This is a genomic window from Shewanella surugensis (assembly GCF_023284005.1).
Taxonomy (GTDB): Bacteria; Pseudomonadota; Gammaproteobacteria; order Enterobacterales; family Shewanellaceae; genus Shewanella; species Shewanella surugensis.
Window position 1 is genome coordinate 1 of the sequence record NZ_JAKIKS010000057.1, and the last position, 12,645, is coordinate 12,645.

General features: G+C 39.1%; 9 protein-coding genes and 6 pseudogenes. 7 read left to right on the plus strand and 8 right to left on the minus strand.

Features of this window, described 5'->3' with window-relative positions; translation table 11 throughout:
• Positions 1 to 228: 228 nt before the first annotated feature.
• The 5 genes and pseudogenes from L2764_RS14650 to L2764_RS14670 all read right to left on the minus strand — a co-directional run.
• Positions 229 to 1,188 (minus strand): annotated as a pseudogene (locus L2764_RS14650) (IS91 family transposase); the annotation flags it as partial.
• A gap of 3 nt (positions 1,189 to 1,191) precedes the next feature.
• Positions 1,192 to 1,926, minus strand: a pseudogene (locus tag L2764_RS28530) (tyrosine-type recombinase/integrase); the annotation flags it as partial.
• 485 nt (positions 1,927 to 2,411) lie between these two features.
• On the minus strand, positions 2,412 to 3,584 hold the full coding sequence (gene cfa / locus L2764_RS14660; protein ID WP_248940996.1) for a cyclopropane fatty acyl phospholipid synthase: 1,173 nt from the start codon (positions 3,582 to 3,584) through the stop codon (positions 2,412 to 2,414).
• Between the two features lie 41 nt (positions 3,585 to 3,625).
• Positions 3,626 to 5,269 (minus strand): acyl-CoA dehydrogenase family protein, encoded by a 1,644-nt coding sequence (locus L2764_RS14665; RefSeq protein WP_248940997.1) that lies wholly within the window; start codon positions 5,267 to 5,269, stop codon positions 3,626 to 3,628.
• A 420-nt stretch (positions 5,270 to 5,689) separates the two neighbouring features.
• A pseudogene (locus tag L2764_RS14670) lies at positions 5,690 to 6,087 on the minus strand (IS110 family transposase); the annotation flags it as partial.
• A 208-nt stretch (positions 6,088 to 6,295) separates the two neighbouring features.
• On the opposite strand from L2764_RS14670, the pseudogene L2764_RS28260 reads away from it, so the two are divergent.
• The 3 genes and pseudogenes from L2764_RS28260 to L2764_RS14680 all read left to right on the plus strand — a co-directional run.
• Positions 6,296 to 6,451, plus strand: a pseudogene (locus L2764_RS28260) (transposase); the annotation flags it as partial.
• 5 nt (positions 6,452 to 6,456) lie between these two features.
• Positions 6,457 to 6,699, plus strand: a pseudogene (locus tag L2764_RS28265) (transposase); the annotation flags it as partial.
• Between the two features lie 365 nt (positions 6,700 to 7,064).
• Positions 7,065 to 7,355: a YkgJ family cysteine cluster protein gene (locus tag L2764_RS14680; protein ID WP_248941019.1), complete on the plus strand. Its 291-nt coding sequence runs from the start codon at positions 7,065 to 7,067 to the stop codon at positions 7,353 to 7,355.
• A 245-nt stretch (positions 7,356 to 7,600) separates the two neighbouring features.
• Here the strand turns inward: L2764_RS14680 and L2764_RS14685 are convergent, their stop codons facing one another.
• Positions 7,601 to 8,194, minus strand: coding sequence for a long-chain fatty aldehyde decarbonylase (locus L2764_RS14685; RefSeq protein ID WP_312018357.1), 594 nt, complete (start codon positions 8,192 to 8,194; stop codon positions 7,601 to 7,603).
• A 296-nt stretch (positions 8,195 to 8,490) separates the two neighbouring features.
• Between L2764_RS14685 and L2764_RS14690 the strand changes: the two genes are divergently transcribed.
• A complete protein-coding gene (locus L2764_RS14690; protein ID WP_248940999.1) occupies positions 8,491 to 9,603 on the plus strand; it encodes an SDR family oxidoreductase in 1,113 nt (370 codons plus the stop codon).
• A gap of 43 nt (positions 9,604 to 9,646) precedes the next feature.
• Here the strand turns inward: L2764_RS14690 and L2764_RS14695 are convergent, their stop codons facing one another.
• A complete protein-coding gene (locus tag L2764_RS14695; RefSeq protein WP_248941000.1) occupies positions 9,647 to 10,099 on the minus strand; it encodes a MarR family winged helix-turn-helix transcriptional regulator in 453 nt (150 codons plus the stop codon).
• An 82-nt stretch (positions 10,100 to 10,181) separates the two neighbouring features.
• Between L2764_RS14695 and L2764_RS14700 the strand changes: the two genes are divergently transcribed.
• The 3 genes and pseudogenes from L2764_RS14700 (at position 10,182) to L2764_RS14710 (ending at position 12,128) form a co-directional block, all read left to right on the plus strand.
• Positions 10,182 to 10,478, plus strand: a complete 297-nt coding sequence (locus tag L2764_RS14700; RefSeq protein WP_248941001.1) for a putative quinol monooxygenase — start codon at positions 10,182 to 10,184, stop codon at positions 10,476 to 10,478.
• A 387-nt stretch (positions 10,479 to 10,865) separates the two neighbouring features.
• A complete protein-coding gene (locus L2764_RS14705; protein WP_248941002.1) occupies positions 10,866 to 11,069 on the plus strand; it encodes a hypothetical protein in 204 nt (67 codons plus the stop codon).
• A 481-nt stretch (positions 11,070 to 11,550) separates the two neighbouring features.
• A pseudogene (locus L2764_RS14710) lies at positions 11,551 to 12,128 on the plus strand (uracil-DNA glycosylase family protein).
• Here the strand turns inward: L2764_RS14710 and L2764_RS14715 are convergent.
• Positions 12,125 to 12,592 (minus strand): hypothetical protein, encoded by a 468-nt coding sequence (locus L2764_RS14715; protein WP_248941003.1) that lies wholly within the window; start codon positions 12,590 to 12,592, stop codon positions 12,125 to 12,127. The pseudogene L2764_RS14710 and the gene L2764_RS14715 overlap by 4 nt on opposite strands.
• Positions 12,593 to 12,645 lie beyond the last annotated feature (53 nt).

Consider the following 12,645-nt stretch of genomic DNA (forward strand, 5'->3'; position numbering starts at 1 on the left):
GTTGAACAAGCCCGAGGCTAAAGTTTAGTCATACTCTTTATTATGCAAATAGCAGAACGAGAGTTCGCTCTGTTTAGGGTGATGTTTCAGGGGACCGTTTTTGATAGTTGTCATGATCCCTTAGCTTCGTAGCTAATAAAATAATTGTTTCTATGTCAGTCCGTTACCAGTTACCACCTCTTCGTTGGTTGAACCATTATCTTCTATTTCTAGAAATATGTTTCAGCGCTAGGCTGTGATCATGAAGCTTGTCGGTCGGCCGTGTCCCAACTGACGTCGGTGAATGCCCATAAAGTGCATTGCTTGTTGGCAACACGGACAACAGCGTGTCGATAAAGTCCGTTTTATCTCGGATAATCTTGGAAATACGGCCCCTGCAACCGCGAGCATGAGTTGTATTTGCTGTCGTAGTTTGCTGCAATTTCCGCTCAGTAACCCATAATCTCGCACTCGGCGTAACCCCTTCGGAAGTACGTGCTGTAACACTAACCAGAGAAACTCAACAGCGGGTAACGTGCGTACTTTATTGGTTTGAGTTTGACTGTCTACATAGTCAAAGCTGACTTGGCCATCAATATCACTGATAATATTTTTGTCAGGTAACACACCACGATAGAGATAACGTGACAAGTATTTAAGCGCTGGGAAACCTTTACCCACATATAGGCAGTCGACCACCCACTTTGTAGGGAGTGAGCCAGGCAACTTGATATCCTGTTGTTGTGCTAGGTTTTCCAACAGTCGTGTTCGCCACACATTCGCAAGGTTAAAGGGGTTAAACAGGTACTTGCTTTTACTCTTTCCCAACTGTTTTTTGACTTTATTGAAGCTACCTGCTGGGATGATAAAGTGGATATGGGGATGGTAATCACGCCGTCGATTATGAGTATGTAATACGCCCGTAAAACCAATGTCACCGCCCAGTTGTTTTGCATTTTTGGCAAAGTCTTTCTGCACACTGACGGTAACGGTGAACATGGCTTGATAAACTTGCTCAGGTTGACGTTTAGTCATTGTTCGCAACTCATAAGGCAACGTAAAAATGACCATGTAATAGTCAGCAGGGAGTCTTTAGCTTGTTGCTTGGCAAGCCCATTGGCTCACTCTTTGGGGGTTGCTGCGGCAACTGAGCATGGCATGGATAGCTTGGTGCATCGATGCTGTGATTTGACGGTCGTAATCTTGATTAAGTCCTTGCTCAAGTAGGTGAGTAGCGTAGCTATGACGTAAGTTATGCGGGCTAATGGATTTATGAATATGACACTCGGCAATAACCCGTTTCATCGCTTTTTGAATACCGCCTCTGTCTATCAGAGAGTCCGATTGATTATTTTTACCGGGAAACAGAAAGTGAGGATGTCGATGGGTTTTCCAGTAATAGCGCAATGCTAACAAAGTGCGTTGAGGCAAAGGAATCAATCTACCTTTACCGCCTTTGGCATCACGAATATGCACTTGCATCAACTGTGAATCGATATCGCCGACACGCAATGTTACGGCCTCACCCAGCCGTAACCCCATACTATAAAGGGTTAAAAAGCAGACTTGATAACGTAATTGGCGAGTGAGACTAATGACGATAGCCACTTCAGTTTGTGTGAGAATATCAGGCAGGCGTTTGACCTGCGGAGGCTTGACGATGTTGAGCCACTCCCGTTGCTGGTTAAGTACGTGACGATAGAAAAACTGCAAGCCGTTCCGGTCGAGCTTGACTGTACTCCATGAGTGAGACTCAATTAAATCAGCAAAGTAACGTTTTAAATCATCAATGGAAAGGTTATCAGGACAACAGTCGAAATAGGCCGCAATTCGCCTAATTGTACGTGAATAAGCATCAATGGTAGCAGGTCGCTTGCCTTGCAGTGTTAAGTTGGTAAGATGTTGTTGATAAAGAGAATCAAAGCGTTGTTGTTCGAATGGACTCATGACAATACTCCTGAGATACGACCAAGATAGGTCGCCTCTAGAAAGTATTTATGATGGGAAGGTAAAGGTGATTTTTATCTCTTCTGCCGCGTAGCGGCTTCGTTCAACAAGGTAATTGGACGTTCAACTTCTACACTGATGTAGCGATTGTTTTTTGGTGTTCAATTATCATAATTACGAACACTACCGACTAATAACTAAGCTAACTAATAACCAAGCCTGCCATTGTTGAATTCTTACTGTTAAACGTCTTGTGGGCAGACAATATGTATATTCGAGCCACGTCGCGTCTGTCTCTTCATTTAATACTTTTATGGTTTATGTTGCTCCCACCTTGGTATGTTCGAGATTGCAAGATCAGTTGTAAAGTTTGATTTTTTTCAGAAAATAAATCCATTTTTCGATAAAACGTTACCTGATATTGTAGAGACTCTAGCAAGAAAATTTTATTTCATAAAAAATGAAATACAATTTATGATGAGACGCTAACGTTCAGATTGATAACAATCAGCTCTATTTTTACTCATTACTAATTGCATTAATTGCATGTAACGAGCTTTAAAACCACCTGCACAACTTAATAGATAGTAACGCCACATACGATAAAAGCGCTTATCGTATGTGGCGTTTAACGTTGGATAACTCGCTATAAAATTATCATGCCAAGCCATGAGTGTTTTCGCATAATCGGGTCCAAAGTTATGTATGTCTTCAATGACGAATAGTCCTTCTGCCGCTTTTGATAATTGCGCCACTGAAGGGACTACCCCGTTGACAAAAATATATTTATTGATCCAGGGGTTGCAGGTAGTATTGCTGGTGTTATCGACAATAGTATGTAACACGGCTAAACCTTGCGGTGCTAAACAATCATCAACTTTTTTCATAAACCGTCGATAATTTTTATGGCCAACGTGCTCTAACATTCCCACTGACACAATGCGATCATAATGTTCATTCAAATCTCGATAATCTTGTAGCTTGAAACAGATATCTAGATGTTTATATTTTTCTACTGCATATTCAAACTGAGCATTTGATATAGTGATGGCAGTTACTGAAACGGAAAAATGTTCTGCCGCATAGGCAGCTAATCCCCCCCAGCCACAACCTATATCTAATAATTTCATGCCTGGTTCGAGTTTTAATTTACGACAAAGTAAATTCATTTTGGCATCTTGTGCCTGTTGTAATGTCTCGGCTTGTTGCCAATAAGCACAGCTATAAGCCATGGACTCGTCCAACATTTTTTCAAATAAATCATTACCGATATTATAATGTTGTTTTGCTACTGCAAATGCTCGTATGGCCGTTTGTAAGTTGATATATCGTGTAATAAATAATGGCCATAGTAAGCTAAGGCGATTTTTGACATGCCGCTCTAGCTTAGCTTGTAATAATTTTTCAATAAATAAATCAATACGTTCGCATTCCCACCAGCCTTCCATATAAGCCTCGCCTAAACCTAAATTTCCTTGATGTATAACTCGATGATAAAATTTGGGGTTTTTAACTTGAATATCATAAGGTTGGTTGCCATTAACACGAATACCGCTAGGTTTAATAAGCGATTCAAATAGTGTTTTAGCTGCCAAGTGACGTTGGTTAACAACAACTTGTTCAGATGAGGGAAAATCAGGTTCTTTGAGATTCAACATAGAGCAATCAATCCTTTAAAAGTTCTTACTTCCCGATGATATTAATGTAAAATATCGTTTAAAATATCAGTAATCGCAACTTTATCAGTTAAACCACCATATACGCCTTGAAACTCTCCAGTTAATCTATTTTGGCAAAATTGCCGTGCAATCGCTTCGGGTTGATGCATCAGCATGAGTGCGGCTTGCCATGCTAATGCTAATTTATTGGCCAAAATACGTGAATATGATGATAAGGAAACTGGATCCAATTGAATTTGAATAATTTGTTTTTCTATTGTGCTTAGATAAGTATCAAACAGCGTTAACTTCCCCTTACTTTGATTCAGGTAGCAAAGAAACGCTTGGATCACGTCTGGCTCTTTTAATAATATTCGTAAGAGATCTAAGCACTGTACATTAGCGCTGCCTTCCCACAATGAGTTTACCGGGGCTTCACGATATAGGCGTGGTAAAATAGATTCTTCGATATATCCCCCACCACCTAAACATTCGGCAGCCTCGGTGACTAGCAAGGAGGCTCGTTTGCAGATCCAATATTTTCCTAGGCAACAGCCTATATGAAATAGTTGTTGCTCAGTTTTATCTTGTGGATCGTCTAAACACTTTGCCAATCGCATGCCTACTAATAAAGCAGCGTTGCTATCTAATGCCATATCCGCTAGTACATTACGCATTATTGGCTGATCAATTAGGTATCGCTGTTTGATACTTCTATGCTGACAATGATGGTAGGCTTGAACAAGGCTTTGGCGCATCAGTGCCGCCGAGCCCAAAATACAATCAAAGCGAGTTAGGCTAACCATTTTCATTATGGTTTTAATACCTTGCCCAGGCTTAGATAATAAGTAGGCCTGACTATGATCAAACTCAACTTCTGAAGAAGCATTACTGCGGTTGCCTAATTTATCTTTGAGGCGTTGGATTTGAAAACTATTGCGTTGTTTGTTATCTAACCACCTGGGTAGCAAAAAGCAGGATAATCCTTGATCTAAATTCGCCAAGACTAAAAAAGCATCAGACATAGGTGCTGAACAAAACCATTTATGTCCGGTAATATGGTAGCTCGCGTTTTTAGTATAGTGTCTTTTGGCTATGCTAGTGTTTGATTTTACATCGCTACCCCCTTGCTTTTCTGTCATCGCCATACCAATAGTAATCCCTTTTTTTTGTGCTAGTGGTAAGGTGCTAGGATCATATTGGTTAGATAATAGTTTTGTGTACCATTGTGGATCAGGTAGTTTAATATTGGCTAAGGCGGCGGCACTGGCGAAGGTCATGGTAATAGGACAGGCTGTTCCAGCTTCAGCTTGAGCATGCAAATAAAATAATGCAGCTCGCATATTGTGCGCCCCTTTTCGGGGTTCTGTCCAAGGTAAATTATGTAAGCGGTATTTTAGTGCTTGTTCCATAATGTGATGGTAGGCTGGATGATAGTAAACTTCATCGATGCGATGTCCAAAACGATCAAAATTGCGAAGTTCTGGTATATATCGATTGGCTTCAAAGCCCCACTCAAACATCTGTCCACCGACTAAGCTTCCATACTCTTGTAGTTGTTTGAACCCCCAGTCAGATTGGTAGTGGTTTAATTGTTGTTGTAGTAAGGGATCGGTAAGAAAAGCATTATAAGGGGTTAACGATGGCGCTTGATTAAAAACGGTATGGGTTGTATTTTGTGACATCGATTTCACCTGAGCCACTCCTAGTGATAGATGTGAGTGTTAAAGGATCATGATCCTATGAATACTAAAGTTTAGTGCAATCATAAAAAATAATCTTAATATTTTAGAACTTAACAAATTCAATAATAGCGAGCTGTATTCTTTGAGCAATGATAATGTGTCATTTATTACAAATATACTGTCAGATTATTTGATGTCATTTTCTTGTCTATAAGCAATCTCTTCCTCTGATATAACCCAATTAGCATCCTTTAGTGTAATTTTAAGTGATTTAGCTAGCATCACTGTTTAGCCCTTAGTGTAGTGGTCAATTAAAATGTATTATATAACTGGACTGACATCAATGTATTGATTAGCTTAATGTTATTCATAATGTTAGTGTTATCTACAACAATAACACGGTATTTCAGAAGTGTTGGCTTGAGGAAAGACAATACCAAAATCGACGAGCAAGCCTCTAATTTGATTGGTACAAGCAATACGTTGTTTAATCAATCGCTCACGTATACGGTGCATCATCAGTATTTCATACTGCTCTTCAGTCTTGATGGGCACAAAGTGAATATGGGGGCGAAAGCTGGCTTCAAAAATAGCTAATGCATCATTGCTGTCATTTTTGTTTCCTCGAACAAAAGGAGTAACGTGCTGCGCAGGAATAAGCTTCACTTCGTGACCGAGTTGTCGACAGAAACGCCCCAATAATGAGAAGAATAACAAGCCTCGATAACAATAGTGCAAGGGGCTTGATTGACGATAAGCTCACGTAATTGAGAACGATTTAAACGTTTGTTGAAAACCTTTTTAGCCTGCTCATTCATCCCCAATACTTGGAAGACATTATTTTCTCAATCGATAGATTTTGTGCTAACTTTCATGATGGACGCTCCTAATTCAACTGTATTGTTCACAATCAGTTTGGCGCATTGACGCCGTATTTGGGAGCGTCCATCACATCATCCACAATTATTTGCCGAATGAATAAGCACAAACTAGGCTTTGGTTAGTTTATGAGGTATCGATGGATTTATACCGACAGCAAGGAAAGCGATAGTGAGTTTGGAAGACATCCCTTTTTATCATTGTGTTTCTCGGTGTGTGAGGCGAGCTTATTTGTGCGGTGAAGATGAATATACTGGTCAGTCGTATGAACATAGGCGAGCGTGGGTTGAAGTGCGTATCATTTAGACGATTATTGTCAGTTAGTGGATGAAACGGGTCGAATTATTCGTAATGATAAACGAGGTTCAATCAGTGATGTGGCGATGCCCATTCTAGATAGGCTCAATATTCCTCAAGAAAATCGGCTTAAACTGACTACCGAATTTACGCATTTATTTAAAGGACCTGTTGGCAGCTTACAAGAGTTGGATGCTTATTGTGTGCATTTAGAGCGAAAACGACGGCAAGGAGCGGGGAATTCTCGTCGATGACTCGGGCATGCTTAATGTCGTTGATTAGCTGCATCAATTGGACATCCACGATTATTGCTCAGTATAACCCAATCATCCATTGTGGCAATCCGCTTGATAATGTTTTACAACAATGAATGAGTGGTGATTTTGTCGTGGATGAAAACTCATTGAGTAGCCAAGAATATTATTCTACTAGTGTTAGTGTTGAATAAGCTGTTATAGGTTAAATGATTGAGGGAGTCGCTGAATGGCGCTTAATCAAATGCAATCCTGTTAGTCTATGGGATTGAAATAGGCTAGCTGTGGCGTTAGGCTTCAATTACCTCGAAAACGCCATCATTATAGAGTATCCTAATGGGTTATTGCGTTTATTGTTGTTGTTTATGATCATTAAAGTAAAAAATTTACCCGTTCCCCAAGTCACATGTGCAAACTGTCAGGCATGTTGTTGTAGTTTAGAAGTCAGGATTATTTCTGATACTGGTGTTCCTAATCGGCATATTTATATTGATGAGTATGGGAACGAGTCAATGTTGCGTTTAGATGACGGTCAGTGCTCAGCGCTAAACCGGGATACATTAATGTGTTCAATTTATGAAAATCGACCGTGGGTTTGTCGAGAATTTGAGATGGGTTCATATGAATGTATCGATGAAAGAATAGAGAAACTGTAGTGCTTTATTCATCTAAGAATCAGCCACTTTAATTAATACCTCTCCGCCTTGATAGGTGATCTTTTGGAGGGAATTAAAAATCTGTTAGGCAAGGTCATTAATTACTCCTATATGAATGACATTCCCGTCATCTGATGTTTAGGTCTTTGTGGTTCCAGACAACAATAGGACATTTCCTCTATCCATATAGGTCAGATGACAAATGTCGTGATCGCTATGGATGTGAGTGAACGACCATGACGGTTTTATTGCGTCGATAATCTATTGATTATAAATGGCTGCTCAGAAGATCTGTAAAAGACTTTCTTCTTTATTTTCAAAATCTTGATTGGCTCTGAATTCATCACCGACTTAATAGGATGGTATAAGTACTCAGCAGCGCTGACTATTAGCGGAATCTTTATTGCTATTTCTTGTTTTAGAAAATCGACACCATAGTCAACATGGCTGATTTCATCCTTGAGTATATGTTTTCCCAATTTTGCTGTTTCAGCATCTGTTATTGTTCCGTCTCCAGAGAGTACTTCATATATTACGATAGCTAAACTTTCCATCATCACTTCTTGAATAATAAAACAATTTATAAAATAATTATCCTTTACTTTTTCCTTAAAGTAATTTAACACAGTATACCATTCAGGCTCCAATATTTTATTAGCAAATGGTACGTCCAACTTATTGGCTAACTTCTCTAACATACAAGCATGAGAGAGCTCTTCCTGTGCTTCAGCTAATAATTTTTTTATTAATGTTTTATCTTTAGGGATTAATGACATTAGTGAATAAGCTTGAGTGGCAAACAGTTCTCCAGAAATACAGACAGAATATAAAAATCCGATTTCTCGACAATATCGGTCATTTGTTAATAACCCCTTTGGGGGATTCTTGTTATTTGATTTGTATCTTTAGTGGTTAACATGCGTATAGCTCACTTTTACACACTCTTAACCTTTAACGAATAGAGTATATATTCTAATTTGTCAATTTATGAGTAAAAAAAGGCGCTATCATCTGAAAATAGTGAGTAGTGGTCTTTTTGGAAGTAATGAAAATAAAAAGGGTTATAAAATATTTGATATAACTCATACTCGATACTATTTTGATGGATATAGGTTAATAAACTGAGACATTAAATATGTTTAAACGGGTACTATTAACTGGCGCATCTGGTTTTTTGGGTAATATTATTTTAGCAAGATTATTGGTTGATTACTCATGTGAAATCAGCTTACTGTTACGGACTGGTAATAGCAAAGAGGCCGTTACAAATGTAGCCATGAATTATTTACATCATTCCTCCTTGGGACAAAAACAGCCCGATTTAAATCGGGTAAGCGTTTTTACTTGTGATTCACCGGGCGAATATATCCCTGATGATTTCTATACCACTATGGGGGAATTCGATACGATTATTCACGCGGCGGGATGTGTCGATTATTTTGATAAAAATCAACTAAATATCGGTAATATTCAATATACAGAAAACATGATTTCATTGGCATATAAAGTGGGTGCCCAAAAATTCATATTTCTATCGACGGCTTTTTCTTCTGGGTATAGAGAAGAAATGATCCCTGAAAAAATTCATGTTCCCCCATTTAACGATCCAACTCACTATACCTTTAGTAAACGGCACGCCGAAGAATTGGTGCATAACAGTGGCATTGCATACTACATTATGCGCCCCTCAATTGTGATTGGACATAGTAAAACAGGTTTTTATAATGGAAAGCGCTACGGTCTATATCAGCAATGGATGTTAATGGAGAAGCTGTTTCATGACCATTATATCAGGCATTGGCATTATGTCGCCTCTGAAGCCAAAGTACAATTACTGCACTGTGATAGTTTTGAAGAGCAGTTTTTTTCTGCGATGGAATACCTTCCTGAAAATAGTTGTGTCAATATCGTTTCTGACAGCAATGCAGCACCAACATACAGGCAAGTCACTGATCTGTGGTTTGAGCATGTGTTAAAACCAGAGTCGATCACTTACTATAGCAACTATGACGATCTAGATGTAAATGAACTTTCTCGTAAACAACGTATGTTATTAGGTCTTATTCGAAAAAATACCGATCTTGCCGCTAGAAAATGGGACTTTGAAACAACTCATGCCCAAAAATTGAAACAATTAGGTGTGAAATTTGAAGATGTAACCTTAGCATCAATAAAACGTTGTCAAGATGACTTCGTTAAAAACTCTATTAACATGCAAAATTACATAAAACGTTTTTTTCCACTGTAGAACGGGTGGATAAACTCAATCGGAGTGGGTTAAAAACGGGTGTTTAGGCTGGATTATCGATTAACGTCTGTAAAAGCGTCCGTAGAGTCTTGAGATTATCGACGCCAAGTCGGGCTTGATACTCGTTATCAATAATGATTTTTACTTCATAGGCGGCACGTAAGGCATCTTTTCCATGTTCAGTAAATTGGATTAAATAGGCTCTTTTATCATGTTGATTTTTTGTTTTTTTTACATACCCCTTACTTTCGAGTTCGTTAACCAGTTGCCCCATGGCTTGTTTGGTGATGCCCGCTTTGTCAGCAATTGTGGTGATTTGGCTTCCTGATGTGTCTAGGTTTGAAATAAGGACAGTATGAAAAAGAGTGATGTCCGAGAAGCCTCTTTCATGGAGTAACGTTAAAGCGCGTTCACTGTACGCTCGAGTGGCCTGCTGAAAGAGTCGACCAATGTTATTTTCTCTCATTTCAATTAGATTTTTTGAAAGTGGGCTCATGCTTATCTCTTGATAATATAGTAAGGTTGGGTTACTATTTATTAGTAAGTTAACTTTACTATATCATATCAAGGATGGGCGCATGATTGTCATAAGAATAAGGCTGAAGGTGGATGAAGCTAATCAGGAAGAACTACTGAGTTACTTTAACGCTGAAGTACAACGAAATAAGACGTTAGAGGGTTGTATCACCTATACGTTATATCAGGACGTATCGGAATGTAATGATTTTATTTTATATGAAGAATGGGAAAGTATTGACACGTTTAATCGTTATAAAAATTCAGTGGCGTTTAGCAAAATGATGACAAGGTTGAAGCCATTATTGGCCGGTGTGCCTGATTCGGTCTATTACGATGCAGACATTGTTGGCCCGTAAGAAAAAGAGAGAGATTATGTTCACATTTATGATGGGCTCTTGATCTAAGGTGTCGTTCGATATCCGTTATCTGGATTGAGGTGGTATGGGTCGGAGTCACATTTATTAGCCATAAAGTGAGCGGTTTTTAATGGACTCAGAGTTAACTTATTGACTTTATTGTTTTCATCTTCTCTGTTACATTTTGATATAAGGCCTGTTACTGGTGTGATGTATTTTATGTCTGTACTTTTCTGTAATGAATGTTCAATAAGTGAGGATAAGATGTATTATCGATTGAGTTGTTTACTGATAGGTAGTTTTTTTATAAGTAGTACAATGGCCAACCCCGTTGTTATGAAGAATGATCCTAACCGACCTGTAGCAGAGATTTAGGTGTGACGTCGGATGAATTCATTGCATGTTTTAAACAATGTCAATCCAACACCTGGTGGCGCACGCCCTCAGTCATCAGAAAGCGTTCATACTAATAAAAAAGTGCTGCTTACATGCTTACAAAAGACTAATCCAGAAATAACAAATGATTCATTAGATCGTGTTATGGATCATTATCGACCTGGAGGTAAAGAAGCACAGAAACCGATGCGTTAACCCCATTAATAAAAGCAATAGGCCTACATTGACTGCTCATGAGTGCCAGTCATTGCTAATAGCTTTGTCTGTCGAGAATTAATCCAGAGCGAGTTAAGTTATCCATTGTCAAATCAAGACGTAAAGTCCCTCTTCTCGAATTCTTTTAAATATAGGTGATGTGGTGATTATTCATCCGGCTGACTTACCTAGATCTCAGCAATAAGCGACACACGTTTACCTGTTAAAACCTAAAGGTAAGGTGTATCGTTTATTTTCGTGGTGATCGTAGCCTTGTATGGTACTGTTGATTTAATCGATAATGTGGCTTTTAATGTATTGGAAACTTATCATATCTTCCCTAAACATAAGAGTAGTGATATTGGCGAAATGATCTTTTTATTACCGTTGCTTCTCCGTAGTCATTGATTGGAGGGAGTTTGATATTTTCAATGTTTCTTTTTTACGTTTTCTCCGCTAAGCCTCTTCTATACTGATGACGATGACTTCTATCTTGACATTAACACAGCACGTAAGAGCCTGTACTTTGTGTGCTGAACATTTACCTTTAGGGCCCAGGCCTGTTATCCAAATGGATCCGGAGTCACGTATTCTCATGCGGGGCAAGCACCGGGTAAGAAAGTCCACGATACGGGGATCCCCTTTCATGATGCCAGTGGTGATAGGTTGCGATCATGGTTAGGGGTGACTAAAGCAACGTTTTATGATGAAAAGAAATTTGCGATATTACCCATGGGATTTTGTTATCCCGGTAAGGGGAAGTCGGGTTATTTACCCCCTCGATCTGAGTGCGCGGTTCAATGGTGAAAAAACCTACTGGATGCTTTACAGCATATTGAACTGACTTTAGTGATGGGTCGGTACGCAATGGCTTATCATTTACCTGATGCAGAGGGCAATCTAACCCACATGGCCGCTCATTGGGAGCCACATTTGCTTAATATGCTGGTGTTACCCCATCCCAGCCCAAGAAATAACATTTGGTTTAAACGCCATCCTTGGTTTGAAAGGGAGGTGTTACCGAGATTGAAAGTAAGGGTCAAAGATATATTGGCTTAACCGTGATTATTGCGTTTTTTTTCCGGTAATATTTCAATGATGAGCCATCGACTGTCGCTGTATTGTAATCTTACGCTACGATCATCAATCCACGTTTGGTTGTTTTTTAAACCAAAGAGTTTGATGGTGACGATAATGTTTTGTTCAAACTGGGTAAATAACGTGAGATCGGGATCGGTCACTTCTAAGCTGACATCGGTCAGAGATAAATTAAACAGGTGTCTTTGTACACTCGATGGGATCGCATAATGCGTTAGTAGTGAGCGCAGGGGAGGAGCGACATATTGCTTAGCTTGTTTAAGATCCTGGTTAATATAAATGGCCTCGAAAAAGGCCCGACTGATATCTTCAGCTTTTGATTGTGGTGATGAGAGAAAAGAAAAAGCGGATAATACAGGGTCATTTTTAATGTCACAGGCGGTTAATAAAAACAACATAGTTAACGCTATAAAAGGGTTCCGCATAACGTTCTCGATAGACGTGATAGTAATGAGGAAGTATGCTTTTTATGACAATA